The organism is Streptomyces sp. NPDC017936 (genome assembly GCF_044328485.1).
Lineage (GTDB): Bacteria > Actinomycetota > Actinomycetes > Streptomycetales > Streptomycetaceae > Streptomyces.
In genome coordinates, this window is the sequence record NZ_JBIRHK010000002.1 from 501,575 (window position 1) to 527,417 (window position 25,843).

21 protein-coding genes and 2 pseudogenes are annotated in these 25,843 nt (G+C 74.2%); 12 read left to right on the top strand and 11 right to left on the bottom strand.

The window, feature by feature from the left end:
• Nucleotides 1-41: 41 nt before the first annotated feature.
• Entirely contained in the window at nt 42-833 is a 792-nt protein-coding gene (locus ACH4F6_RS05720) for a VOC family protein (RefSeq protein WP_397958603.1), read from the bottom strand.
• A 279-nt stretch (nt 834-1,112) separates the two neighbouring features.
• On the opposite strand from ACH4F6_RS05720, the gene ACH4F6_RS05725 reads away from it, so the two are divergent.
• Nucleotides 1,113-1,358: a WhiB family transcriptional regulator gene (locus ACH4F6_RS05725; protein ID WP_397958604.1), complete on the top strand. Its 246-nt coding sequence runs from the start codon at nt 1,113-1,115 to the stop codon at nt 1,356-1,358.
• Nucleotides 1,359-1,583: 225 nt separating this feature from the next.
• Nucleotides 1,584-1,979 (top strand): annotated as a pseudogene (locus tag ACH4F6_RS05730) (IS200/IS605 family accessory protein TnpB-related protein); the annotation flags it as partial.
• 390 nt (nt 1,980-2,369) lie between these two features.
• On the opposite strand, the gene ACH4F6_RS05735 reads toward ACH4F6_RS05730, so the two are convergent.
• From ACH4F6_RS05735 to ACH4F6_RS05750, 4 genes are all read right to left on the bottom strand, one after another.
• Nucleotides 2,370-3,344 (bottom strand): acyl-ACP desaturase, encoded by a 975-nt coding sequence (locus tag ACH4F6_RS05735; protein ID WP_397958605.1) that lies wholly within the window; start codon nt 3,342-3,344, stop codon nt 2,370-2,372.
• 228 nt (nt 3,345-3,572) lie between these two features.
• Nucleotides 3,573-4,349, bottom strand: a complete 777-nt coding sequence (gene ddaH / locus ACH4F6_RS05740) for a dimethylargininase (RefSeq protein WP_397958606.1) — start codon at nt 4,347-4,349, stop codon at nt 3,573-3,575.
• A 130-nt stretch (nt 4,350-4,479) separates the two neighbouring features.
• Entirely contained in the window at nt 4,480-6,102 is a 1,623-nt protein-coding gene (locus ACH4F6_RS05745; protein WP_397958607.1) for an ABC-F family ATP-binding cassette domain-containing protein, read from the bottom strand.
• A gap of 360 nt (nt 6,103-6,462) precedes the next feature.
• A complete protein-coding gene (locus ACH4F6_RS05750; protein WP_397958608.1) occupies nt 6,463-6,876 on the bottom strand; it encodes an SsgA family sporulation/cell division regulator in 414 nt (137 codons plus the stop codon).
• 224 nt (nt 6,877-7,100) lie between these two features.
• Between ACH4F6_RS05750 and ACH4F6_RS05755 the strand changes: the two genes are divergently transcribed.
• The 4 genes from ACH4F6_RS05755 (at nt 7,101) to mmpA (ending at nt 9,707) form a co-directional block, all read left to right on the top strand.
• Nucleotides 7,101-8,240 carry a WD40/YVTN/BNR-like repeat-containing protein gene (locus tag ACH4F6_RS05755; protein WP_397958609.1) on the top strand — a complete coding sequence of 380 codons (1,140 nt, stop codon included), beginning with the start codon at nt 7,101-7,103 and terminating at the stop codon, nt 8,238-8,240.
• A 59-nt stretch (nt 8,241-8,299) separates the two neighbouring features.
• Nucleotides 8,300-8,626: a plasmid stabilization protein gene (locus tag ACH4F6_RS05760; protein ID WP_397958610.1), complete on the top strand. Its 327-nt coding sequence runs from the start codon at nt 8,300-8,302 to the stop codon at nt 8,624-8,626.
• Nucleotides 8,627-8,685: 59 nt separating this feature from the next.
• On the top strand, nt 8,686-9,384 hold the full coding sequence (locus ACH4F6_RS05765; RefSeq protein ID WP_397958611.1) for an endonuclease V: 699 nt from the start codon (nt 8,686-8,688) through the stop codon (nt 9,382-9,384).
• 176 nt (nt 9,385-9,560) lie between these two features.
• Complete coding sequence (mmpA, locus tag ACH4F6_RS05770) at nt 9,561-9,707, top strand: morphogenic membrane protein MmpA (RefSeq protein WP_397958612.1); 147 nt, start codon at nt 9,561-9,563, stop codon at nt 9,705-9,707.
• A 315-nt stretch (nt 9,708-10,022) separates the two neighbouring features.
• On the opposite strand, the gene ACH4F6_RS05775 is transcribed toward mmpA, so the two are convergent.
• Nucleotides 10,023-11,201, bottom strand: coding sequence for a saccharopine dehydrogenase family protein (locus tag ACH4F6_RS05775; protein ID WP_397958613.1), 1,179 nt, complete (start codon nt 11,199-11,201; stop codon nt 10,023-10,025).
• Between the two features lie 352 nt (nt 11,202-11,553).
• On the opposite strand from ACH4F6_RS05775, the gene ACH4F6_RS05780 reads away from it, so the two are divergent.
• From ACH4F6_RS05780 to ACH4F6_RS05790, 3 genes are read left to right on the top strand one after another with little or no spacing between them, the layout of a single operon-like run.
• The gene (locus tag ACH4F6_RS05780) at nt 11,554-12,708 is read left to right on the top strand and encodes a CaiB/BaiF CoA transferase family protein (RefSeq protein ID WP_397958614.1); all 1,155 of its coding nucleotides are present in this window, start codon (nt 11,554-11,556) and stop codon (nt 12,706-12,708) included.
• 35 nt (nt 12,709-12,743) lie between these two features.
• Complete coding sequence (locus ACH4F6_RS05785; protein ID WP_397958615.1) at nt 12,744-13,958, top strand: acetyl-CoA C-acetyltransferase; 1,215 nt, start codon at nt 12,744-12,746, stop codon at nt 13,956-13,958.
• A 41-nt stretch (nt 13,959-13,999) separates the two neighbouring features.
• Nucleotides 14,000-16,174 (top strand): 3-hydroxyacyl-CoA dehydrogenase NAD-binding domain-containing protein, encoded by a 2,175-nt coding sequence (locus ACH4F6_RS05790; protein ID WP_397958616.1) that lies wholly within the window; start codon nt 14,000-14,002, stop codon nt 16,172-16,174.
• Between the two features lie 12 nt (nt 16,175-16,186).
• On the opposite strand, the pseudogene ACH4F6_RS05795 reads toward ACH4F6_RS05790, so the two are convergent.
• A pseudogene (locus ACH4F6_RS05795) lies at nt 16,187-16,976 on the bottom strand (MerR family transcriptional regulator).
• A gap of 249 nt (nt 16,977-17,225) precedes the next feature.
• On the opposite strand from ACH4F6_RS05795, the gene ACH4F6_RS05800 reads away from it, so the two are divergent.
• On the top strand, nt 17,226-18,692 hold the full coding sequence (locus ACH4F6_RS05800; protein ID WP_397958617.1) for an amino acid permease: 1,467 nt from the start codon (nt 17,226-17,228) through the stop codon (nt 18,690-18,692).
• A 187-nt stretch (nt 18,693-18,879) separates the two neighbouring features.
• The gene (locus ACH4F6_RS05805; protein WP_397958618.1) at nt 18,880-19,128 is read left to right on the top strand and encodes a hypothetical protein; all 249 of its coding nucleotides are present in this window, start codon (nt 18,880-18,882) and stop codon (nt 19,126-19,128) included.
• A gap of 88 nt (nt 19,129-19,216) precedes the next feature.
• Here the strand turns inward: ACH4F6_RS05805 and ACH4F6_RS05810 are convergent, their stop codons facing one another.
• Nucleotides 19,217-20,200: an NAD(P)/FAD-dependent oxidoreductase gene (locus ACH4F6_RS05810; RefSeq protein WP_397958619.1), complete on the bottom strand. Its 984-nt coding sequence runs from the start codon at nt 20,198-20,200 to the stop codon at nt 19,217-19,219.
• A gap of 89 nt (nt 20,201-20,289) precedes the next feature.
• Between ACH4F6_RS05810 and ACH4F6_RS05815 the strand changes: the two genes are divergently transcribed.
• Entirely contained in the window at nt 20,290-21,930 is a 1,641-nt protein-coding gene (locus ACH4F6_RS05815) for an ABC-F family ATP-binding cassette domain-containing protein (protein ID WP_397958620.1), read from the top strand.
• A 172-nt stretch (nt 21,931-22,102) separates the two neighbouring features.
• On the opposite strand, the gene ACH4F6_RS05820 is transcribed toward ACH4F6_RS05815, so the two are convergent.
• The 3 genes from ACH4F6_RS05820 to ACH4F6_RS05830 form a co-directional block, all read right to left on the bottom strand.
• Complete coding sequence (locus ACH4F6_RS05820) at nt 22,103-24,508, bottom strand: Tex family protein (protein WP_397958621.1); 2,406 nt, start codon at nt 24,506-24,508, stop codon at nt 22,103-22,105.
• Nucleotides 24,509-24,599: 91 nt separating this feature from the next.
• On the bottom strand, nt 24,600-24,731 hold the full coding sequence (locus ACH4F6_RS05825) for an LPFR motif small protein (protein WP_397958622.1): 132 nt from the start codon (nt 24,729-24,731) through the stop codon (nt 24,600-24,602).
• A 213-nt stretch (nt 24,732-24,944) separates the two neighbouring features.
• Nucleotides 24,945-25,694, bottom strand: a complete 750-nt coding sequence (locus tag ACH4F6_RS05830) for an enoyl-CoA hydratase/isomerase family protein (RefSeq protein ID WP_397958623.1) — start codon at nt 25,692-25,694, stop codon at nt 24,945-24,947.
• Between the last annotated feature and the right edge of the window lie 149 nt (nt 25,695-25,843).

The following is a 25,843-nucleotide window of genomic DNA, read 5'->3' on the forward strand; positions in this document are numbered from 1 at the left end:
CGCGCCCCGGCCTGACCCGCGGCCCGGTCCCGGACGCCGCGTCACTCCCGTCCCGGCGCGCTCCTGATCACGGCGAACCGCGCCCCGTCGGGGTCGGCGAGACGGGCGATCCGGCCGACGCCCTCGACGTCCTCGGCGGCCATCCGCACCGCGCCCCCCAGCTCCTGTGCCCGCGCGACGGCCGTGTCCACGTCGGTGACCTCGAAGTACGGCAGCCAGTATGCCCCCGGCTCCGCCTCCGCGCGGTCGCCGGCGCGCGGGACGACACCGCCGAACACGGACTCCTCCCCGCCGTCCGCCGGGTTGACGCAGGTGTACGTCCCGCCCGGGAAGGCGACGGCCGAGGTCTCCAGGCCCAGCGCGGAGCGGTAGAAGGCGGCGGCCGCGGCCTCGTCCGGCGTGTACAGCTCCACCCAGCACAGGGAGCCCGGCTCGCCCGCCACGTCCAGGCCCTTGAGGGGGCCGGGCTGCCAGATGCCGAACGGTGCCCCCGCGGAGTCGGCGAGGATCGCCATCGTGCCCTGACCCCGCACGTCCATGGGCGGGAACAGCACCCTGCCGTGCGCGCGCTCGACCGCCTCGCAGGTGGCCTCCGCGTCCGGTGACTGGAAGTACACCGTCCACGAGGGCGGCCCCTGCTCGGGCGTGGTCTGCATCCCGCCCGCCGCGGTCCCGCCGTCCCGCTGGAAGAAGCCGTAGCCGCCGGCGTCGGGCCCCGCCGACCGGAACCGCCAGCCGAAGAGGGCGCCGTAGAAGCCGGAGGCGCGGTCGATGTCGGTCGTGCCGACGTCGATCCAGTTCGGAGCGCCGTTGACGAAACGGGTGGTGAGCATCTTCGCCCTCCTCGTGGCGGTCCCGCCTGTGCTACTGCCGAGTCTCGCACCGCCCACCGGCGAGCGCTGCCGGAGCGCGGAGGCGGGCGCACGGCGCGGGGGAGGCGGGGCACGGCGGACGCGGGGCGTCCCGTCGTCCGCGTCCTCGCCGTCGTTCCCGCGCGCCGCCGTGCGCCACGGGACCCGGCGCGGGCACCATCGAGGTGGCCGAAGGCCCCGCCGTGCCGCGTATATCAGGCGTTGATCGAACGTTTTTCGCCGCGCGGCACGATCCTCGCCATGTACACCGACACGATCCCCACGCCCGATCTCGCCTGGCAGCGGGACGCGCTGTGCGCGCAGACCGGGGCGGACTTCTTCTTCCCCGACCCCGGCAGCTCGGTGCGGGAGGCCAAACGCATCTGCGGCATGTGCCGGATGCGGTCCGCCTGCCTCGAGTACGCCCTGGCCAACGACGAGCGCTTCGGCGTGTGGGGCGGTCTGTCCGAGAAGGAACGCTCACGGATGCGGCGCGCGTCGCGCTGAGCCCGCACATCCGGGCGACCGCGTTGCGGGGATGGGGAACTGCCGGCGGTTGAGTGCGCACGGGTGCGCTCCGGGGCGCATGAGTGTGGGTGCGGGCTGCGGCCCGTCCGGCGGTCCGGGACGGGAACGGAAGTTTCTTGATCGAATGCGTGACCCGTGCGGGTGGTGGTCGTTGGGCGCGGTGAAGGGGTCGTTCGGCTGACCGGCGTGGGGCGGGGTGCAGGGATGGGCGTGCTGCGCAGACTGTCGGCGTCCTTCGTCGCCCCCGGACCGTCCGGAGTGGCGATCCGTACCCGGCTCGAGTATCTGGCCGGCGAGGACGAGAACGTCCTGCGGCTGGTCGGTGATCATCTCGGCTCGCTCGCCTGCCGGGATCTGAAGGCCCGCTGCGCGGCCGGGTCGGAGCACGACGCCGCCCGATGGGCCGAACGCAAGCGCGCCCTCACGGTGGAGTCGTCCTCCCGGTGGGCCGGGTCGATCACCAAGGCCGGCCATGATCAGTGGACGCTGGCCCGGCGCGCCCAGCTCGCCCACCTGCAGGGCCTGGAGGCGGCCGTGCGCATGATCGCCCACCGGCTGCCCCTGCCGGTCGGGGCGAAGGGCACCAAGCGGGCCACCGGGACGGGCCGCGTCCGGCCCGGCCCGAACGGGACGCCGCGGGCGAGGGCCCGGCGCAGACCGGCGTCGAGGCGACGCAGCGCCACACCACGGAGTTCAGCTCCGGACCGTCCTCCTGGAGGACCCGGAGCACGAGGGAGGACGGGACGTCCGACCCCCACGCCCCGGTCCGGTCCAGCCGGCGCTGCCGCGACGCGGCGGTCTCGGGCGCGGGCAGGCCGACGCGCTCCCTGATCCGCCCGGCGGTCCGCCCGTCGGTCGGACCGAGCAGGAGACCGAGCGCCTGCTCGACGGTGTGGCTGTGACGCATGGCGGGATGATGCCGCAGGCCGTGAACGGCTCGCACGGGGAAATCGGTTCCCCGTGCGAGCCGTTCACCGGGGGTGCGGGCGGTCAGCCGGCTTTGCGTGCCGCCATCCGCGCCTTGCGCGCGGCCAGCTTCTCGTCGAACTTCAGGGCCTCGGCGTCCAGGCCGCCCATGAACAGGCCGAGTTCCTCCTGCGCCTGCCGCCCCTCGGGGCCGAGGCCGTCGATCTCCATGACCCTCAGGTGCCGCAGGACGGGCTGGAGGACGTCGTCGTGGTGGATGCGCAGGTTGTAGACCTCGCCGATCGCCATCTGCGCGGCGGCCCGCTCGAAGCCGGGGATGCCGTGGCCGGGCATGCGGAAGTTCACGACGACGTCCCGCACGGCCTGCATGGTGAGGTCGGGGGCGAGTTCGAAGGCCGCCTTGAGCAGGTTGCGGTAGAAGACCATGTGCAGGTTCTCGTCGGTCGCGATGCGCGCCAGCATGCGGTCGCAGACCGGATCGCCGGACTGGTGGCCGGTGTTGCGGTGCGAGATGCGGGTGGCGAGCTCCTGGAAGGCGACGTAGGCGACCGAGTGGAGCATCGAGTGCCGGTTGTCCGACTCGAAGCCCTCGCTCATGTGGGCCATGCGGAACTGCTCCAGCTTGTCCGGGTCCACCGCGCGCGAGGCGAGCAGGTAGTCGCGCATCACGATGCCGTGCCGGCCCTCCTCCGCCGTCCACCGGTGCACCCAGGTGCCCCAGGCGCCGTCCCGGCCGAAGAGGCTGGCGATCTCGTGGTGGTAGCTGGGGAGGTTGTCCTCCGTCAGCAGGTTCACCACCAGCGCGATCCGGCCGATCTCGGTGACCTTCGACTGCTCCTTGTCCCAGGCCTCGCCGTCCTCGAAGAAGCCGGGGAAGTTGCGGCCGTCGCTCCACGGCACGTACTCGTGGGGCATCCAGTCCTTCGCGGCCTTCAGATGCCGGTTCAGCTCCTTCTCGACCACTTCCTCCAGGGCGTACAGCAGCCGGGCGTCGGTCCAGACGGAAGGGCTGCCGAGGTGAGGAGAGGCGATCGTCACGGGTACTCCAGGGGGACGTGGTGCGGGGGACATCGGTCCGGCGGGCGGCGCCGGAACCTACGGGATCGTAGGCTACGTGGCCGTAGGTTACGAAGCCGTAGGTTAAGAGCGCCGTAAAGATCGCTGATCAGCACCCGTGCCGACGGCTCCCGCACGCCGTCGCCGGGCACGCCGGAGGGCCCCGGGACACGCAGGTGCCGGGGCTGGACGGGTGGTCAGGTCACCCGGTCAGGCGTACAGCTCCCGCAGGCGCACCGAGAGGCACGTCACACAGCCCTCGAGCTTCTCGAACTCGCCGATGTCGACCACGACGGGCTCGTACGCGAGGTCGGCGAGCAGGCCGGCCGTCCGGGGGGCGCTCGCCGCCATCAGCAGTCTGTGGCCGCCCAGGAGCACCACGTGGGCGCCGGACTCCTCGGGCACGGCCAGGAAGCGCGGGAACAGCGACGGCCGGTCCACCTTCGGGATGTGCCCGATCACCGTGCCGTCGGGCAGCGCGGTGACCGCCGACTTCAGGTGCAGCACCTTGCTGACGGGGACGGCCACGACCCGCGCCCCGAGCGGTTCGAAGGCCTCCCGCACCTGCTGCACGCCGGCCGCGTTGGTGCGGCCGCCCCGGCCGACGTAGATCGTGTCGCCCACCTTCAGGACGTCACCGCCGTCCAGGGTGCCCGGCTCCCAGATCCAGTTCACCGAGCAGCCGAGCCGGGCCACGGCCTCCTCGACGCCCGCGGTCTCCTCGCGCCGGGACTCGGCGCCGGGGCGCGTGATGAGGGCGACGTTCCTGTACATCACCACCGTGTCCTCGACGAACACGGAGTCGGGGCAGTCGTCGGCCGGGTCGACCTCGACGGTCTCCCAGCCGTGCGTCCGCAGGGCGTCGGCGTACGCCTCCCACTGCTCCAGGGCGAGACCCACGTCGACCGCCTCCCGCTCGAGGTGCGTCACCAGGCCCTCGGCGAGGCGCGGGCCGGGGCGGCGGATGAGGGCCTTCTTGCTGGGCACGTCCAGGTCTCCGAATCGGCGATGGCTGACCGGCGCCGCGTCGGCGGCGCCGGCCAGCCATCATGCAGGGCCGCTCCGCGCGGACAGAACCCTCGTCATCGGGATGTGCCCGTCCTGAGACCCGCCGGTCCTACGCCGGGTCCGCCACCTCCCGCGCCGACGTCTCCCGCAGCTCCCCGTCCAGCAGCAGCCACCGGGTGATCCCGATCGACTCCAGGAACGGCAGGTCGTGGCTGGCCACGATCAGCGCCCCCTCGTACGACTCGAGGGCGGTCGTGAGCTGGCGGACGCTCGCCATGTCGAGGTTGTTCGTCGGCTCGTCCAGCATCAGCAGCTGGGGCGCCGGCTCGGCGAGCATCAGGGCCGCCAGGGCGGCCCGGAACCGTTCCCCGCCGGAGAGCGTGGCCGCCTTCTGGTCGGCGCGGGCGCCGCGGAACAGGAAGCGCGCCAGCCGGGCGCGGATCCGGTTGTTGGTGGCGCCGGGCGCGAACCGGGCCACGTTCTCGGCGACCGTCAGCTCGCCGTCCAGGACGTCCAGCCGTTGCGGCAGGAACCGCAGCGGCACGTGCGCGTGTGCCTCGCCCGCGACCGGCGCCAGCTCGCCGGCGACGGTGCGCAGCAGCGTCGTCTTGCCGGCCCCGTTGCGCCCGACCAGCGCGACCCGCTCGGGCCCGCGCAGGTCGAGGCCGCCCCGCACGCGCGCGCCGTACGCGAGTTCCAGGTCCCGGAGGGTGAGGACCTCCCGGCCCGGCGGCACGGCCGTGTACGGCAGGTCGACGCGGATCTCGTCGTCGTCCCGTACGGCCTCCACGGCCTCGTCGAGCCGGCCCCTGGCCTCGGCGAGCCGCTCCTCGTGCAGGATGCGGTGCTTGCCCGCGGACTCCTGCGCCGCGCGCTTGCGGGCCCCCATGACGATCTTCGGCTCGCGCTTGCTGTCCCACATCTTCTGCCCGTACCGCTTGCGGCGGGCCAGTTTGACCTGGGCGTCGGCCAGTTCGCGCTTCTGCTTGCGCAGGTCGGCCTCGGCGACGCGCACCATGCGCTCGGCGGCCTCCTGTTCGGTGGCGAGGGCCTCCTCGTAGGCGGAGAAGTTGCCGCCGTACCAGGTGACCTCCCCGGCGCGCAGGTCGGCGATCTGGTCGACGAGTTCCAGCAGTTCACGGTCGTGGCTGACGACGACCGTCACGCCGGGCCAGGACGTGACGGCCGCGTACAGCCTGCGGCGGGCGTACAGGTCGAGGTTGTTGGTGGGTTCGTCGAGCAGCAGGACGTCCGGGCGGCGCAGCAGCAGCGCGGCCAGGCGCAGCAGGACGGACTCGCCGCCCGACACCTCGCCGACGGTGCGGTCCAGGCCGATGTGGCCGAGTCCGAGTTCGCCGAGGGTGGCCAGGGCGCGTTCCTCCACGTCCCAGTCGTCGCCGACGGTCTCGAAGTGCTCCTGGGAGACGTCTCCCGCCTCGATCGCGTGCAGCGCGGCCCGCTGCGCGGCGATGCCGAGGGCCTCGTCGACCCTCAGGGAGGTGTCGAGCGTGACGTTCTGCGGGAGGTGGCCGACCTCCCCGGTGACGCGTACGGAGCCGTCGGTGGGGGTGAGTTCCCCGGCGATCAGCTTCAGCAGGGTGGACTTGCCGGAGCCGTTGACGCCGACGAGTCCGGTGCGGCCGGGGCCGAAGGCGACGTCGAGTCCGTCGAGGACGGGGGTGCCGTCCGGCCAGACGAAGGACAGGGAGGAACAGGTGATCGAGATACTCAAGCGGGCCTCGCGGTTGCGTGTGCGGTCAGGGCAACGCGTGTCGAGACACCGGGGGCGGCGACCACCGCGGGAGCGGACGGGGAGCGGGAACCGGGAGGGATCCGGAGGAGAAGGGCCCTGCTCCGCAAGGACGGCTCGAACGCCGAGGTCGCACGCGGCGCACACCTGACAGGTGTGGCGCGGTGTCTCAGGACCTCAGACGAGCAACGGCCTTCTCCGATCGGCGGCAACAGAAGCGTTCCCCACCGTAGGAAGACGCGGGAGGACTGTCAACGGAATTGACGCGGGCCCCCGTCACGCGGGTGTCCGGCCGACGGGGAGGCCTCCGTCACGCGGGCGGGCGTCCGCCGGGGGCGCCTGTCAGGCGTCCCGCATCAGCTCCGCCAGCTCGTGGTCCAGGTCGAGCTGGCGGTGCTCCAGACCGGCCGGCACCAGGTCGCTCGTGGCCCGCAGGAAACGCCGGATCTCCTCCGAGCGCACGTGCACGATCGCGGTGCCCTCCGGCGCGTGGAACTCCATCACCGTGCGGTCGTAGCCGTAGGGGCGGACGCGGACGTCGCCGTGGCCCTCCGCGTCGTGCAGCCCCGCGGCGAGCAGCTCGCGGGCGAAGGTCCAGCAGACCTCCACGCCCTCCAGGGTCGCCGGGGCCGGGAAGGTCATGCGGACGGCGAAGGGATCGCGCCGGTCGTAGTGGAGCGTGGCGGGGATGTTCGGCATCCGGGGCGCGGCGGCGACCAGGCGGGCCTCGACGGGCTGCTCGATGACGGTGGACAACGCCTTGCTCCCTCGTGACGGCGGGACGGACTTCCGGACGGGCGGGGTCGGACACCGGAAGAGACGCCGGAACCGGCCGATCCGTGCACACGAAGTCCGAGTGACCTCGGTCACCGCCTTTCATGCACGCGAGTGACCCGCTTCCGCTCCCGTGCCCCGTAGGGCGGTTGAGGCGCGCGGGGCCCTCTGGACGCCGTCCGGGCCGTGGACTAGCTTCGCCCGCCATGAGGCGCTTGGGGAGCACGCGACGCACGGCGGGGACGGAACGGGCGAGGCGCGGGGGACGGACGGCGGTCGCCGCGGCGGCCTGCGCGGCGGCGCTGGCCGTCCTCACCGCCGCCCCCGCCCGGGCGGACGGGGCGGGCGCGGACCGTGCGGCGTGGGCGCGCGGGACCGCCTGGGCGCTCAAGGACACCGGCACGCCCTCCGTCCGCTTCCGCGGCCTGGCGGCGGTCGACCGGAACACCGCCTGGGTGGCCGGCACTCGGGGCACCGTCCTGCGCACCGCCGACGGCGGACGGAGCTGGCGCGACGTCTCCCCGCCCGGCGCCGCGGAGCTGCAGTTCCGGGACGTCGAGGCGTTCGACGCGCGGCGCGCCGTGGTGCTCGCCATCGGCGAGGGCGAGGCCTCGCGCGTGTACCGCACCGACGACGGCGGCGCGACCTGGACGGAGTCCTTCCGCAACACCGACGCCCGGGCCTTCTACGACTGCCTCGCCTTCTTCGACCGCCGCCACGGACTGGCGATGAGCGACCCGGTGGACGGCAGGTTCCGCATCCTGTCCACCAGCGACGGCGGCCGCTCCTGGACGGTCCTGCCGAGCGCGGGCATGCCGCCCGCCCTGGACGGCGAGGCGGGCTTCGCCGCGAGCGGCCAGTGCCTGGTCACGGCCGGCTCCCGGGACGTGTGGCTGGCCACCGGCGGCGCCGCACGCGCACGCGTGCTGCACTCCGCCGACCGCGGACGGACCTGGACGGCCGCCGACACCCCGGTCCCGGCGGGCGATCCCGCGCGCGGCGTCTTCGCCCTCGCCTTCCGCGACCGCGCCCACGGCCTCGCCGTCGGCGGCGACTACCGGCCCGACCAGCCCTCCCCGCGGGCCGCCGCGGCCACCGGCGACGCGGGACGCTCCTGGCGCCCGGCCGCCACGCCGCCGCCCGCCTACCGTTCCGGCGTCGGCTGGCTGCCGCACAGCCGGACCGCCGCCCTCGCGGTCGGCCCCACCGGAACCGACCTGACCACCGACGCCGGCCGCACCTGGCGCACGGTCGACACCGGCTCCTACGACACCGTCGACTGCGCCCCCGACCTCGGCTGCTGGGCCGCCGGTGAACAGGGGCGGGTGGCACGGCTGGAGAAGTGAGCCGCTCGGCGCGCCGTTCCGGGGTACCCGTCGGGTGCACGCGAAAGGAGTGAGCGCACATGCCACGTGGTTCCAGTCCCAAGCGGGAGCGCCAGTACGAGCACATCAAGGAGAGTGCGCAGGACCGGGGCGAGAGCACCGGGCGGGCGAAGGAGATCGCCGCCCGGACGGTGAACAAGGAACGCGCCCGGTCCGGTGAGTCGAAGACGGCCAGCCGCACCTCCACGCAGGACATGTCGTCCGGCGAGCGCGGCGGCCGGCGGTCCGGCGGGGGCGCGCAGGGGCCCACGTACGACCAGCTGTACGAAGAGGCCAAGCGCCGCAACATCCACGGCCGTTCGGACATGAACAAGAGCCAGCTCCAGCGGGCCCTGGGCAAGAGCTGACCCGGCCGACCGGAACGGGATCGCGGGCGGCCCCCCGGGAGCCGTACGCTCGTCCCACCATGACGACGACCGTACGCGTACCGGCGGGCTGGCCCGCGACCGAGGAAGAGGCCCGTGCCGTCCAGGACGAGCTGCGGGCGAGGGTGGTCCTCGACGAACCGGGCCCCCCGCCCGGCACGGGCCTCGTGACGGGCGTGGACGTCGCCTACGACGACGAGCTCGACGTGGTGGCGGCCGCGGCCGTCGTGCTGGACGCGGCGAGCCTCGACGTCGTCGCCGAGGCCACCGCCGTCGGGCGGGTCTCCTTCCCGTACGTGTCCGGCCTGCTCGCCTTCCGCGAGATCCCCACCGTCCTGGCCGCCCTCGAGGCCCTGCCCCGCCCGCCCGGCCTGGTCGTCTGCGACGGCTACGGCCTCGCCCATCCCCGCCGCTTCGGTCTCGCCAGCCACCTCGGGGTGCTCACCGGGCTCCCCACGATCGGCGTCGCCAAGAACCCCTTCGCCTTCACCCACGAGGACCCCGGCGCCGCGCGCGGATCCGCCTCACCGCTGCTGGCGGACGGCGACGAGGTGGGCCGCGCCCTGCGGACCCGCCGGGGCGTCAAGCCGGTGTTCGTGTCCGTCGGGCACCGCGTGACCCTGGACGACGCCTGCGCGCACACCCTCGCCCTCACCCCGCGGTTCCGTCTGCCGGAGACGACCCGCAGGGCGGACGCGCTGTGCCGCCGGGCGCTCCAGGAGGCGACGACGCGTCCCTGACCGGCCGCGCGGCGTCCCGCGCCGGGGACCCGCGGTCCGTCACGGGGCTCCACGGCGCGGTGACGGACCACCCCCGCACGCGGGGCGTGTTCGTCGCCCGGACACGCGGTCTGAGTACGCCGTCTGAGTACCCGTACCGATGTGGGGTCCCGTCGCCGCCCGGCAGGCTGACCCGCATGACGACGCACCGCTCCCCGCAGCCCCTCGCCGACCCCGACCGGCCCGTCGAGCGCGCCGTGAACGCCGCGCTGGTCCTCGCCGTCCTGGCCGGACTGGCCTGGATCGCCGGGATGATCTACACGCTGGTGGAGTGGCCGGTCTGAGACGCGACGGGGCCGGCCCGACGCACGACGGGCCGGTCCGACGCGCCGCCGAGCCGGTCCTGGGCACGACGGGCCGGCCCGACGTGCCACCGAGCCGGTCCTGGGCACGACGAACGCTCCGACGCACGACGGGCCTGTACGGAGCACGGCGGCCGGCCTGACGCACGACGGGCCCGTACGGGGCACGGCGGCCGGCCCGACGTGCCACCGAGCCGGTCCTGGGCACGACGAACGCTCCGACGCACGACGGGCCCGTACGGGGCACGGCGGCCGGCCCGACGCACGACGGGCCGGTCCGACGCGCCGTCGGGCCGGTCAGCGGCGCGCGGCCACCCGGAAGCGGATGCCGGCCGCGCGCAGCCGCTCGGTCAGCGCGTCGCCCATCGCCACCGCCGTGGTGACCTGACCGGCCGTCTCCGGCAGGTCGTCGAAGGCCAGGGCGAGCGCCGCCTCGGCGAGCATCTTCGCCGTCTCGTCGTAGCCGGGGTCGCCGCCCGAGACCTCGGTGTACACGCGCCGGCCGCCGCCCTCGCCCACGAACCGGACCGAGAACCGGCTGCGCGCCCGCTTCTCGGCGCTCGGCCCGTCCCCGGGCTTCAGCCGCTCGGACAGCCAGCGCCGGGCGGGCGGCAGTTGGGCCGCGGCGACCAGCGCCCCGACGGCCGCGGCGCCGCCCACGGCGACCGGCAGCCGCCGCACGGCCGCGTAGTGGCGGTAGCGGAAGTCGGGGCCGTAGCGCTCCAGCGCCTTCGCGGACCGGCGCACGACCTGCGGGTCGATGGTCGGCAGGGGCAGCGCCCAGGCCCCGGCCTCCGCGGCGAACCGGGGCGCGCCCAGGGGCGCCGTGACCCGGCGGCCCATCAGCCGCGGCTCGTGCCGGTGCCGTTCCCGCGCGGCGGCCACCATCTGCCGGCCGCGGGCGAACTGGCCCAGCGCGGAGGCGAACGTGCCGCCCGAGAAGGCGGCGTCGGCGGTCACGAACCCGTCCACGGTCAGCGGTACGCCCTCCGGCAGCTGCCGGACGGTGAAGTACACGCCCAGGTCGTGCGGGACCGAGTCGAATCCGCACGCGTGCATCAGGCGCGCCCCGGTCTCCCGCGCGCGTGCGTCGTGCCGGACGTACACGAGGTCCACGAACTCCGGCTCGCCCGTGAGGTCGAGGTAGTCGGTACCGGCGTCCGCGCAGGCGGCCACCAGTTCCTCGCCGTACGTCACGTAGGGGCCGACCGTCGTCGCCACCACGCGCGCGTGCTCCGCGAGGGCGCGCAGCGAGACCGGGTCCGACACGTCCGCCCGCAGCACCCCGGGCCGCGTGCCGCCCGGGAGCAGGTCGCGCAGCCGCCGCAGCTTCGTCTCGTCGCGGCCGGCGATCGCCCAGCGCAGGTCCTCGGGGGCGTGGGCCGCGAGGTACCGCGCGGTGAGCGTCCCGGTGAAGCCGGTCGCCCCGAAGAGCACGATGTCGTAGGGACGGTCCGTCCTTTTCAGCCTGCTCATGACACCCCTTGGTATGTGCAGCCCGCGCCGCTGTCGGTGGCTGAGGCTAGCGTGAGGGGTGCGGAGCCCGACGACGAGCCCGGAGGCAGCAGGTGGCCGTGCCCAGGAACGCCCCGAGGAAGCGGGAGAAAGCGCGCAAGTACGCCCTCGGCCGGCCCGGGTCCGCCGCCGGGGCGGCCGCCGCACCGCCGCGTCCCGGCGGCCCGGAGCGCTGACGGGTGGCGGCCGAGGGCGGGCCGGCGCACCGGGCCCCGAACTGGCTAAGCGCTTGCTCGCCCAGCTCTTGTGTCCACTGGAACACGTTCTTAGCATCACTGGTGTCACATCGGTGGTGTCACGGCGAGGGGGCCGGATGACGACGGCAGGCACGGCGGACCCGGCGGCCCACGGCCCGCTCACCGGTGTGCGCGTGGTCGAACTGGCCGGCATCGGGCCCGGCCCGTTCGCGGCCATGCTCCTCGCCGACCTCGGCGCCGACGTCGTCCGGGTGGACCGCCCCGGCGGCCCCGCCCTCGCGATCGACCCGTCCCGCGACGTCGCCAACCGCAACAAGCGCTCCGTGATCGTCGACCTCAAGGCCCCGGACGGCCCCGCGCGCGTGCTCGACCTCGCCGCCCGCGCCGACGTGCTGATCGAGGGCTACCGCCCCGGCGTCGCCGAGCGCCTCGGCGTCGGCCCCGAGGCCTGCCACGCCCGCAACCCCCGCCTGGTCTACGGCCGGATGACCGGCTGGGGCCAGGACGGCCCGCTCGCCCACCGCGCCGGCCACGACGTGTCCTACATCGCCCTCACCGGCACCCTCGGCATGATCGGCGCCCCGGACACGCCTCCGGCCCTCCCCGCCAACCTCCTCGGGGACTACGCCGGCGGCTCCCTCTACCTCGTCGTCGGCGTCCTCGCGGCCCTGCACCACGCGCGCGCGACGGGCACCGGCCAGGTCGTCGACGCCGCGATCGTCGACGGCGCCGCCCACCTCTCCGCCATGATCCACGGCATGCTCGCCGCCGGCGTCTGGCAGGACCGCCGCGGCGCCAACCTCCTCGACGGCGGCTGCCCGTACTACGGCACCTACGAGACCGCCGACGGCGGGTACATGGCCGTCGGCGCCCTGGAACCGCAGTTCTACGAGGAGTTCGTCCGGCTGCTCGGACTCGACGGCTTCGCCGACGCCCACCGGGACCCGGCCCGCTGGGACGACCTGCGGGAAGCGGTCGCGGCCCGCTTCACAGCCCGGACCCGGGACGAGTGGACGGCCCTGTTCGCGGACTCCGACGCGTGCGTCGCGCCCGTGCTGTCGCTGCGCGAGGCCCCGCACCACCCGCACCTCGCCGCCCGCGCCACCTTCACCGACCACGGCGGGATCACCCAGCCCGCCCCCGCCCCCCGTTTCTCCGCGACCCCCACCGCCGTCCGCAGCGGTCCCGCACGGCCCGGCGCCGACACGGCGGCCGTGGCCCGCGACTGGGACACACCCCGGCTCGCCGCCGGCCTCCCCCCGGGCGACTGACCCGTTCGGCCCACCCTCCCCGAAAGGCTTACCAAGTGAGCACCGAAGCGTACGTGTACGACGCGATCCGCACCCCGCGCGGGCGCGGCAAGGCGAACGGCGCCCTGCACGGCACGAAGCCCATCGACCTCGTCGTCGGCCTCATCCACGAGCTGCGCGACCGCTTCCCCGGCCTCGACCCGGCCGCGATCGACGACATCGTGCTCGGCGTCGTCGGCCCCGTCGGCGACCAGGGCTCCGACATCGCGCGCATCGCGGCGATCGCCGCCGGGCTGCCGGACACGGTGGCGGGCGTGCAGGAGAACCGCTTCTGCGCCTCGGGCCTGGAGGCCGTCAACCTGGCCGCCATGAAGGTCCGTTCGGGCTGGGAGGACCTGGTCCTGGCGGGCGGCGTGGAGTCGATGTCCCGGGTGCCCATGGGCAGTGACGGCGGCGCCTGGTTCAACGACCCCATGACCAACCTGGCCGTCGACTTCGTGCCGCAGGGCATCGGTGCCGACCTCATCGCCACCGTCGAGGGCTTCTCCCGGCGTGACGTCGACGAGTACGCGGCGCTGTCCCAGGAGCGCGCGGCCACGGCCTGGAAGGAGGGCCGCTTCGACCGCTCCGTCGTGCCGGTGAGGGACCGCAGCGGTCTGGTCGTGCTGGACCACGACGAGCACCCGCGCCCCGGCACCACCGCCGACTCGCTGGGCGGGCTGAAGCCGTCCTTCGCGGACATCGGCGAACTGGGCGGCTTCGACGCGGTGGCGCTGCAGAAGTACCACTGGGTGGAGAGGATCGACCACGTCCACCACGCGGGCAACTCCTCCGGCATCGTCGACGGCGCCGCCCTGGTCGCCGTCGGCTCCCGAGAGGTCGGCGAGCGCCACGGGCTGACCCCGCGGGCGCGGATCGTCTCCGCCGCCGTCTCCGGCTCCGAGCCCACCATCATGCTCACCGGCCCCGCCCCCGCCACCCGCAAGGCCCTCGCGAAGGCCGGCCTGACCATCGACGACATCGACCTGGTCGAGATCAACGAGGCCTTCGCGGCGGTCGTCCTGCGCTTCGTGAGGGACATGGGCCTGTCCCTGGACAAGGTCAACGTCAACGGCGGCGCCATCGCCCTCGGCCACCCCCTCGGCGCCACCGGCGCGATGATCCTCGGCACCCTCGTCGACGAGCTGGAGCGCCGCGACCTGCGGTACGGCCTCGCCACGCTGTGCGTCGGCGGCGGCATGGGCATCGCGACCATCGTCGAACGCGTCTGAACACCCCGGCGGAACCAAGAGACTTCTACGGAGACCCTGTCATGACACAGAGCACCACCATCCGCTGGGAACAGGACCGCACCGGCCTCGTCACCCTCGTCCTCGACGACCCCGACCAGTCCGCCAACACCATGAACCGGGCGTTCCGCGCGTCGCTCGCGGTGGTCACCGACCGCCTGGAGGCCGAGAAGGACTCCATCCGGGGCGTCATCATCACCTCCGCCAAGAAGACCTTCTTCGCCGGCGGCGACCTGCGCGACCTGATCCGCGTCACCCCCGACACCGCCCAGGAGCTCTTCGACGGCGGCCTGGAGATCAAGCGCCACCTCCGCCGCATCGAGACCCTCGGCAAGCCGGTCGTCGCCGCCATCAACGGCGCGGCCCTCGGCGGCGGCTACGAACTCGCCCTCGCCTGCCACCACCGCGTCGCCCTGGACGCCCCCGGCTCCAAGATCGGCTGCCCCGAGGTCACCCTGGGCCTGCTCCCCGGCGGCGGCGGCGTCGTGCGCACCGTACGCCTGCTGGGCATCGCCGACGCCCTGCTGAAGGTCCTCCTGCAGGGCACCCAGTACAGCCCCCGGCGCGCCCTGGAGAACGGCCTGGTCGACGAGGTCGCCGCCACCCCCGAGGAACTGCTCGCCAAGGCCCGCGCCTTCATCGACGCGAACCCCGAGTCCCAGCAGCCCTGGGACCGGCCGGGGTACCGGATCCCCGGCGGCACCCCGTCGAACCCGAAGTTCGCGGCGAACCTCCCCGCCTTCCCCGCCACCCTGCGCAAGCAGACCAACGGCGCCCCCTACCCGGCCCCCCGCAACATCCTCGCCGCGGCCGTCGAGGGCGCCCAGGTCGACTTCGAGACCGCGCAGGTCATCGAGGCCCGCTACTTCGTGGAGCTGGCGGCCGGCCAGACCTCGAAGAACATGATCCAGGCCTTCTTCTTCGACCTCCAGGCCGTCAACTCCGGCGCCAACCGGCCCCAGGGCGTCGCACCCCGCCAGGTCCGCAGGGTCGCCGTCCTCGGCGCCGGGATGATGGGCGCCGGCATCGCCTACTCGTGCGCCCGCGCCGGCATCGACGTCGTCCTGAAGGACGTCTCCCTGGAGGCCGCCCTCAAGGGCAAGGGCTACTCCGAGAAGCTGTGCGCCAAGGCCGTCTCCCGGGGCCGCACCACCCAGGAGAAGGCGGACGCGCTGCTCGCCCGCATCACGCCCACCGCCGACGCGCAGGACCTGGCCGGCTGCGACGCCGTCATCGAGGCCGTGTTCGAGGACACCTCCCTCAAGCACAAGGTGTTCCAGGAGATCCAGCACGTCGTCGCCCCCGACGCGCTGCTGTGCTCCAACACCTCCACGCTGCCCATCACCGCCCTCGCCGAGGGCGTCGAGCGCCAGGCCGACTTCATCGGACTGCACTTCTTCTCGCCCGTCGACAAGATGCCGCTCGTCGAGATCATCAAGGGCGAGCGCACCGGCGACGAGGCGCTCGCGCGCGCCTTCGACCTGGTCCGGCAGATCAAGAAGACGCCGATCGTGGTCAACGACTCGCGCGGCTTCTTCACCTCCCGGGTCATCGGCCACTTCATCAACGAGGGCGTCGCCATGGTCGGCGAGGGCATCGAGCCGGCCTCCGTCGAGCAGGCCGCCGCCCAGGCCGGCTACCCGGCCAAGGTCCTGTCCCTGATGGACGAGCTGACGCTGACCCTCCCGCGCAAGATCCGCAACGAGTCGAAGCGGGCCGTCGAGGAGGCCGGCGGCACCTGGCCCGGACACCCCGCCGAAGCCGTCATCGACCGCATGGTCGACGAGTTCGGCCGCACCGGCCGCAGCGGCGGCGCCGGCTTCTACGACTACGCCGACGGCAAGCGGGCGGGCCTGTGGCCGGGGCTGCGCGAGCACTTCACGCGCGAGGGCGCACGGATCCCCTTCGAGGACATGCAGGAGCGCATGCTCTTCTCCGAGGCCCTCGACACCGTCCGGCTCCTCGAGGAGGGCGTGCTGACGTCCGTCGCCGACGCCAACATCGGTTCCCTCTTCGGCATCGGCTTCCCCGGCTGGACCGGCGGCGTGCTCCAGTACATCAACGGCTACCGGGGAGGCCCGGCCGGATTCGTGGCGCGCGCGCGTGAACTCGCCGAGCGCTACGGCGACCGCTTCGCCCCGCCCGCGCTGCTGGTGGAGAAGGCGGAGCGCGGGGAGGTCTTCACCGACGGGCGCTGAGCCGGCCCCGCGTCACGGGGAGCCGTCCGCCGGCGGCTCCCCGAGCCACTCCCGCAGTTCCCGGGTGAGCGACCGCTGGAAGGACGTCAGCAGGGCCTGGACCACCAGGGGCTGCATGTGCGCCGACAGCGACCTCACCTCCCGCGCGTCGCGCTGCGGCACCTCCTCGCGCAACAGCCGCGACAACGCCTGGGCGGCGGCGCACGCGTGCTCCAGCAGGACACCGCGGGCCGCGCTGATCGCGTCCTGCGACAGCGGCACGTCGAGGAGCCGGACCCCGAGCCGCAGCAGCCCGGAGTCGACGCGGTACGCGCCCGCGTCGGCGCGCCGGTCGCCGTCGGCCCCGTCCTCGGCACCGCTCCGGTTCCCGTCCTCGTCGGTCGCACCGGCGGTGGGAGCGACCACGCCCATCGCCACGAGCCGGTCCACCTCCTGCGCGCTCAGCGCCCGCCCCGCCCGCCGTCCGAGCTCCTCCCGCGTCACCGTCTCCACCGCGTCCGGCGCCCAGGACGCCACCACGGCCCGGTGCACGGCGAGGTCGTGCGCGCTGAGGTCCGGCGGCAGTCGCCGCAGACAGCGTCCGATCGCGGCGAGGGTCGTCCCCTGCCCCTGCAGCTCCTCTGTCAGCTCCAGGCGCGCCAGGTGCTCCGGACCGTAATGCCCCACCCGCCGCGGACCGATCACCGGCGGCGGCAGCAGACCCCTGCTGCTGTAGAAGCCGGACCGTCCGCACCGTGACCCCCGCGCGGGCGGCCAGCTCGTCGACCGTGAGGGCGGCCGGCTCCTCGGTCTCGATCGTCATGGGCAGCAGTATCGCCGTCCCACCGGCGCCGCGGCACCCGCGGTGATCACCGGACGGTCCCGGAGGCCGCCTCACGCACGGTGTGACGGCCGTGTGAGAAGTCACGCTCTGTGACGTGAAGCACCGCATGGCGCGGCCCCTTCGGGGAAGATGCCGCCTTGGTCTGTGCCCCGACCAGGGAGCCGCGGGCCAGGACCGTACGGACAGCCGGGCCGCACCGCCCCGGCGCACCAGAGAGTGGAACCACCCGTGAGCAAGGACACCGCGCGCACGGCCGGAGTCGCCGTCCATCCCGAGGCGACCGCGACACCCGCGGACGCGGGCGACGCCGGCTACAGCAAGGACCTCAAGCACCGCCACGTCAACATGATCGCGATCGGCGGCGCGATCGGCACCGGCCTCTTCCTGGGCGCCGGAGGCCGCCTCCACGACGCCGGTCCGGCGCTCGCGCTCGCCTACCTGGTCTGCGGCGTCTTCGCCTTCTTCGTCGTCCGCGCCCTCGGCGAGCTGGTCCTGTACCGGCCCTCGTCCGGTTCGTTCGTGTCGTACGCGCGTGAGTTCCTCGGCGAGAAGGGCGCCTACGTCGCCGGCTGGATGTACTTCCTGAACTGGTCGACCACCGGCATCGCCGACATCACCGCCATCGCGCTCTACACCCACTACTGGAGCACGTTCACGAGCGTCCCCCAGTGGGTGCTGGCGCTGATCGCGCTCGCCGTGGTGCTGACCGTGAACCTCATCTCGGTGAAGATCTTCGGCGAGATGGAGTTCTGGTTCGCGATCGTCAAGGTCGCCACCCTCGTCGCCTTCATGTGCGTCGGCCTCTTCCTGCTCGTCACCCGGCACGACGTCGACGGCCGGACGCCCGGCCTCGGCATGATCACGGACAACGGCGGCGCCTTCCCGCACGGCCTGATGCCCGTCGTCCTCGTCATGCAGGGCGTGATCTTCGCGTACGCCGCCCTGGAGCTGGTCGGCGTCGCCGCGGGCGAGACCGCCGAGCCGGAGAAGGTCGTCCCGCGCGCGGTGAACTCCATCATGTGGCGCGTCGGCCTCTTCTACGTCGGCTCGGTCGTCCTGCTCGCCCTGCTGCTGCCCGGTTCGGTCTACTCGGCCGACGAGAGCCCCTTCGTCACCGTCCTGTCGAAGATCGGCGTCTCCGGCGCCGGCGACGTGATGAACCTGGTCGTCCTCACCGCCGCCATGTCGTCCCTGAACTCCGGCCTGTACTCCACCGGCCGCATCCTGCGCTCCATGGCCATGGCGGGCTCGGCCCCGAAGTTCACCGCCCGCATGAACCGCAGCCAGGTCCCCTACGGCGGCATCCTCCTCACCTGCGCGGTGTGCGTCCTCGGCGTCGGGCTGAACTTCCTCATGCCCGACCAGGCCTTCGAGATCGTGCTGAACGTCGCCTCCCTCGGCATCATCAGCACCTGGGTGATCATCATGATCTGCCACCTGGTCTTCGTCCGCCGGGCGAAGGCCGGCCTGCTCGCCCGCCCCTCCTTCCGCCTGCCGGGCAGCCCGGTCACCGAGATCACCACCGTCGTCTTCCTGCTGGCCGTGCTCGGCCTGATGTGGAACGACGCCGAGGTCGGCCGCAGGACCCTCCTGCTCGTCCCGGTCGTCGCGGCCGCGCTCGTCGGCGGCTGGTTCGCGATCCGCCGCCGGGTGACGACGGCGGCCGACGAGGAGCTGTCGCAGCTCACGAAGTAGCGGCCCGGGCGGCGGCGGAAAACGCCGGGGCCGCTGTCGGTGGCACCGCCCACGGTGGCGTCATGTCGGAGGTCACGTATGTCCGGGGTGACGCCACCGCGCCGTCGGTGAAGGGCGTCAAGGTGATCGCCCACGTCTGCGACGACCTGGCGGACGCGGCAACGAGAGCCAGAGGAAGACGTACGACGTGGTCCAGATGCCGCTGTTCTACGACAACTACTTCGTGCCCCGCGGCTACGCCTTCGTCGCCGTCGACCCGCCCGCCGACACCCCGACCCTCACCCTCGACCTGTCCCGCACCTCGGTCCGGGTCCCCCTGGCCGGCGGCGCGAAGGCGTTCGCCGACGCGACGGCCGGGCGCGGGGCGAGCGCGAGCCCCGCCTCCGCGCACCCGGACGGCGTGCGGGCACCGCGGAACCCGTACCGGATCCCGTAGCCCACCGGGCCGGATCCAGCAGCCCGACGACGGGATCCCGCAGCCGGACGACCGGATCCCGCCCCGGTCCCTCCGGCTCCTCCGACCGCTAGGAGGAGCCGGCCGGGCACACCAGCCCGGCCGCCTCCTCCGCGCACCCCCACGCCACCGTCACCCCGCCCCCGCCGTGCCCGTAGTGGTGCACCACCGCCCGCCCGTCCGGCAGCTCCTCCCGCTCCAGACGCACCGCGTCCCGCACCGGCCGCAGCCCCACCCGGTGTTCCAGGATCCGCGCCCCGGCGACCTCCGGCCGCAACGCGGCGCAGCGGCGGACGATCCCCTCGGCCGTCACCGGGTCCGGTTCCAGCGACCACGCGTCGTCCTCCGCGGTGCCGCCCAGCAGCAGCCTGCCCCCCGGCTGCGGAAGGAGGTAGGCCGTCTCACCGGCCGGGTCCGTCGAGACGAGCCAGGTCCGGACACCGGGGTTCTCCACGACGACCAGCTGCCCCCGCTGCGGCCGTACCGACGCGTCCCCGGCCAGCTCCCGCGCGCCCAGCCCCGCGCAGTTGACGACGACCGGCGCGTCCGCCTCCGCCAGATCGGTCACCGTGCGCTCCTCGACGGTGCCGCCCGCGCGCAGCAGCCGCTCCCGCAGCCACGGCAGGTGGGCCGTCATGTCGATCAGGGGCAGCCGCGCCCGGACGCCGGTCCCGGCGCCGTACTCGTCCGCGGTCGCCCGGCGCAGTCCGGTCAGCCGGCCGGCGGTCCAGCCCTCGACGTCGGCCGGGTCCGTCTCGCCCATGACCCCCTCGACCAGGCGCACCCCGGTCTCCTCGGGCCGTTCGGCCAGCGCCTCGTAGACGTCCAGGGAGCGCAGCGCCCACGCGCGCGCCGAGGCGATCGGCTCGATGTGGTACGGCCACCAGAGCGCGCCCGCGACGGCCGAGGTGGTGCGTTCGGCGGGCTCCCGCGTCCACACCCGCACCCGGCGTCCCCGCTCGGCGAGGACCACGGCGGTCGCCAGCCCGATGACCCCGCCGCCGACCACGACGACCTCGTCGTCCCTCCGCACGTTCCCGCCGGGATTCTCCATGCCCGGACGGTAGCCGAAGCCGGCACGCGACGGCGACGGGGGACACCGGCACGACGGCGGCGCCGCGGGCCGACTAGGATCCACCGTCTGTGACCGCCACCCTCGTCGCCAAGAACCTCGCCGCCGGGCACGGCGACCGCTCCCTCTTCTCCGGGCTCGACCTCGTGGTCGCCCCCGGCGACGTGATCGGACTGGTCGGAGCCAACGGCGCGGGCAAGTCCACGCTGCTGACCCTGCTCGCCGGGCTCACCGCGCCGGAGGAGGGCGAGGTCCGGCTCTCGCCGCCCGCCGCGACCGTCGGACACCTGCCCCAGGAGCCGGAGCGCCGCCCGGGGGAGAGCGTGCGGGAGTTCCTGGCCCGCCGCACCGGGGTCGCCGCGGCGCAGCGCGCCATGGACGAGGCCACGCAGGCCCTGGTCGACGGCGCGCCGGGCGCCGACGACGCGTACGCGACGAGCCTGGAGCGCTGGCTGGACCTCGGCGGCGCCGACCTCGACGAGCGCGCGGAGGAGGTCGCCGACTCCCTCGGTCTGGGCGTGGGCCTCGACCAGCCGATGACCTCGCTCTCCGGCGGCCAGGCCGCCCGCGCCGGACTCGCCTCCCTGCTGCTGTCCCGCTACGACGTCTTCCTCCTCGACGAGCCCACCAACGACCTCGACCTCGACGGCCTGGAGCGTCTGGAACGCTTCGTGACCGGTCTGCGCGCCGGCGCCGTCGTGGTCAGCCACGACCGCGAGTTCCTCACCCGCACCGTCACCAAGGTCCTCGAACTCGACCTGGCGCAACGGCGCATCACCCTCTACGGCGGCGGCTACGAGGCCTACTTGGAGGAACGCGAGGTGGCCCGCCGGCACGCCCGTGAGGACTACGAGGAGTACGCCGACAAGAAGGCCGCCCTCCAGGACCGCGCGCAGACGCAGCGGGCCTGGATGGACAAGGGCGTGCGCAACGCGCGCCGCAAGGCGGGCAACGACAACGACAAGATCGGCCGCAAGTTCCGCAGCGAGGCCAGCGAGAAGCAGGCCGCGAAGGCCCGGCAGACCCAGCGCATGATCGAACGCCTGGAGGTGGTGGAGGAGCCGCGCAAGGAGTGGGAGCTGCGCATGGAGATCGCGGCGGCTCCGCGCTCCGGCGCGGTCGTGGCCGCCCTGCGGGACGCCGAGGTGCGGCGCGGCGACTTCACCCTCGGACCGGTGACCCTGCAGATCGACTGGGCGGACCGGGTCGCGGTCACCGGAGCGAACGGCGCCGGCAAGTCGACCCTGCTCGGCGCGCTCCTCGGGCGTGTCCCGCTGGACGCCGGGCACGCCGCCGTCGGCTCGGGCGTCCTGGTCGGCGAGGTCGACCAGGCCCGCCGGCTGTTCCACGGCCCCGAGGCGCTGCTCGACGCGTTCCACGCCGCCGTCCCCGACACCGACCCGGCCGACGTGCGGACCCTGCTGGCCAAGTTCGCTCTGAAGGCGGACCACGTCCTGCGCCCGGCGGCCACCCTCTCACCGGGCGAGCGCACCCGTGCCGCGCTCGCCCTCCTCCAGGGCCGCGGCGTCAACCTCCTCGTCCTCGACGAGCCGACCAACCACCTCGACCTCCCGGCCATCGAGCAGCTGGAGTCCGCTCTCGACGCCTACGAGGGCACCCTGCTCCTGGTCACCCACGACCGGCGCATGCTGGACGCGGTCCGCGTCACGCGCCGTCTGGGGGTCGCCGACGGCAAGGTGACGGAGCGGTAGCCCCCGGCAGGGCGGGGAGCACGCGCGTCCGCCGCGGGTGCGCCGCCGGCCGGTCGTGGGGCTCCCCGCGCCTGTCGTGCCGGAGCCGGTGACGTCCGGGACGAGGACGCGGGGCGTGCTCCCGCCGTGACCGCGGGAGCGGGCCGGGGCGCGGTGCCCGGCCCGCCCGTGCTCAGCCGCGGCCCTTCTTCGGGTCGAGCAGGCCCGCCCGGCGCAGCGCGTCCGCCATCGCGCTGTTCGCGGGCGCCGGGGCCTGGCGCGCGCCGCCGCCCCGCTGACCGCCGCCCTGCTGGCCGCCGCCGCGCTGGCCGGACTGCCGGCGCTGCTGCGGCGGACGCCCGCCCGTGCGCTGCGGCCGGCCCTCGCCGGAGGGGCCGTCCTTCGGGGCGGCCTCGTCGTCCAGCCGGAGCGTCAGCGAGATCCGCTTGCGCGGGATGTCGACGTCGAGGACCTTCACCTTGACGATGTCCCCGGGCTTGACCACGTCCCGCGGGTCCTTGACGAACGTCCTCGACATCGCGGACACGTGCACCAGGCCGTCCTGGTGGACGCCGACGTCGACGAAGGCGCCGAAGGCGGCCACGTTCGTCACCACGCCCTCCAGGACCATCCCGGGCGACAGGTCGGAGATCTTCTCCACGCCCTCCTGGAAGGTGGCCGTCCGGAAGGCGGGCCGCGGGTCGCGCCCGGGCTTCTCCAGCTCCTTGAGGATGTCGGTGACGGTCGGCAGCCCGAACGTCTCGTCCACGAAGTCGTCCGGCCGCAGCGAGCGCAGCACGGCCGTGTTGCCGACGAGGGCGGCGACCTCCTGCCCGGACGTCTTCACCATCCGCCGGACCACCGGGTACGCCTCGGGGTGCACGCTGGAGGCGTCCAGCGGGTCGTCGCCGCCGCGGATCCGCAGGAAGCCCGCGCACTGCTCGTACGCCTTGGGGCCGAGCCGCGGGACCTTCTTCAGCTCCTGCCGGGAGGTGAACGGGCCGTTGGCGTCGCGGTGCGCCACGATGTTCTCGGCGAGGCCGGAGGTGATGCCGGAGACCCGGGCGAGGAGCGGGGCCGACGCGGTGTTCACGTCGACGCCGACGCCGTTCACGCAGTCCTCCACGACCGCGTCCAGCGAGCGCGACAGCTTCACCTCGGACAGGTCGTGCTGGTACTGGCCGACGCCGATCGACTTCGGGTCGATCTTCACCAGCTCGGCCAGCGGGTCCTGCAGCCGGCGCGCGATCGACACGGCGCCGCGCAGCGACACGTCCATGTCGGGCAGCTCCTGCGAGGCGAAGGCGGAGGCCGAGTACACGGAGGCGCCCGCCTCGGACACCATCACCTTGGTGAGCTTCAGCTCCGGGTGCTTCGTGATCAGCTCACCGGCGAGCTTGTCGGTCTCGCGGGAGGCCGTGCCGTTGCCGATCGCGACCAGCTCGACCGCGTGCTCCTTCGCGAGCCGGGCGAGCTTGGCGAGCGCCTCGTCCCACCTGTTCGCCGGGACGTGCGGGTGGATGACGTCCGTGGCGACGACCTTGCCGGTCGCGTCGACCACCGCCACCTTCACGCCGGTACGGAATCCGGGGTCCAGACCCAGCGTCGCGCGCGTGCCCGCGGGAGCGGCCAGCAGCAGGTCGCGGAGGTTCGCCGCGAACACGTCGACCGCCTCGTCCTCGGCGGCCGTGCGCAGCCGCAGCCGCAGGTCGATGCCGAGGTGCACCAGGATGCGGGTGCGCCAGGCCCAGCGGACGGTGTCCGTCAGCCACTTGTCGGCGGGGCGGCTCCGGTCGCCGATGCCGAACCGGTGGGCGACGATCCCCTCGTACGACGAGGGCCCGTCGGTCGGTTCCTCCGGCTCCAGGACGAGGTCGAGGACCTCCTCCTTCTCGCCGCGCAGCATGGCCAGGACGCGGTGCGAGGGCAGCTCGGTGAAGGGCTCGGCGAAGTCGAAGTAGTCGGCGAACTTCGCCCCCGCCTCCTCCTTGCCCTCGCGCACCTTGGCGACGAGCCGTCCGCGCCCCCACATGCGCTCGCGCAGCTCACCGATCAGGTCGGCGTCCTCCGAGAACCGCTCGGTGAGGATGGCCCGCGCGCCGTCCAGCGCGGCCTGCGGGTCGGCGACGCCCTTGTCGGCGTCCACGAAGGCGGCCGCCGCGGCCAGCGGCTCGACACCCGGGTCCCCGAGCAGTCCCTCGGCGAGCGGCTCCAGTCCGGCCTCCCGCGCGATCTGCGCCTTCGTCCGCCGCTTCGGCTTGTACGGCAGGTAGACGTCCTCGAGCCGGGCCTTGGTCTCGGCGCCGCGGATCTGCGCCTCCAGCTCGCCGGTGAGCTTGCCCTGCTCCCGCACGGACTCCAGGATCGCCGCCCGGCGCTCCTCCAGCTCCCGCAGATAGCGCAGCCGCTCCTCGATCGTGCGCAGCTGCGCGTCGTCGAGCATCTCGGTCGCTTCCTTGCGGTAGCGGGCGATGAAGGGCACCGTCGAGCCGCCGTCCAGCAGCTCGACGGCGGCCCTGACCTGCCGCTCCCGTACGCCGAGTTCCTCGGCGATCCTGCCTTCGATGGACCCTGATTCGATGGACCCGGGTGTCGTCACGATCCCGTACCGCCTTCTCCACTGAGGTTGCGCGGCAATTGTGGCAGGCGGCGCCGACAATTCGGGGATCAGGGCCGACGCGCGGCGGGACTCATGCCCTGCCGCCCCGCGCGGAGGCCGAGGCGCCGCCGAAGAGCCGGGCCAGGGCCCGGAACGGCAGCGTCACCACGGTCGCGACGGCCCCACCGATCTGCCGCACCACGTCTGCGATCGAACGGAACACGGAGCATCTCCTTCCCTCGGCCCGGCCACTCGGCCGGGCAAGGGTGCGGGTACCTCGGCGTCGCCGTGACATGCCCCCGACCGGTGGGCCGTCGCACGGGTGCCGGCGGCGGCACCCCCGCCCTCACGTACGACCCGCGGCCGCCCTACGGCGCGGGCTCCGCGCACAAGGCGCGCGCGCACCCGGTCGAGGAGCGGCGGGGCGGGAGCGGTCTCATCCTGACGTGGTCCAGGTGAAGCGCGGCTCCCTGCGCTCCAGGAACGCGGCGACGCCCTCCGCGGTGTCGCCGGCGGCACGCGCCTGCGCCGCCCAGTGGGCGTCCCGGTCCGTGCGGCCGCCGGCGAACTCCTTGGCCGCGGCCTGCGTCAGCTGCGAGCGGGACACCAGGACCCGGGTGAACTCCGCGACCCGCTCGTCGAGTGCGCCGGCCGGCGCCACCTCGTCGACGAGCCCCGTGCGCAGTGCCCGCTCCGTGTCGATCAGCTCGCCGGAGAACAGCAGGTACTTGGCGGTGGCCGGCCCCACCAGCGCCACCAGTCGCCGGGTCGCGGACGACGGGTAGACGATCCCCAGCTTCGCCGGCGTCACCCCGAACAGCGCGCCCTCCTCGGCGAACCGCAGGTCGCAGGCGGCCGCCAGTTGCGCGCCGCCGCCCACGCAGTGCCCCTTGACCGCCGCCAGCGTCGGCTTCGGGAACGCGGCGAGGGCCTCCTCGGCGCGCACCGCCAGCTCCTGCGCCTCGTCCGGCGACCCCTGGAGGGTGGAGATGTCGGCCCCCGCGCAGAAGGTGCCGCCCGCACCGGTCACCACGAGCACCCGGACGCCCGGGTCGGCGGCCAGCTTGTCCAGCAGGGGCGGAAGCGCCCGCCACATCGCGGCCGTCATGGCGTTGCGCTTGGCCGGGTGGTGCAGGACGACGGTGGCGACCGCGTCGGTGACGCCGTGCAGCAGTTCGGGCTCCATGCGCCGGATGCTAACCGCCGTCCGGAACCCGGCACCGGCCGCCTCCGGCCGACCGCGTACAGCCGACCGCCTACAGCCTCCGGCCGACCGTATGCAGCCGACCGCCTCCGGCCGGGGAAGGGCCTGCGGGGACGAACGGGGTGAGCGCC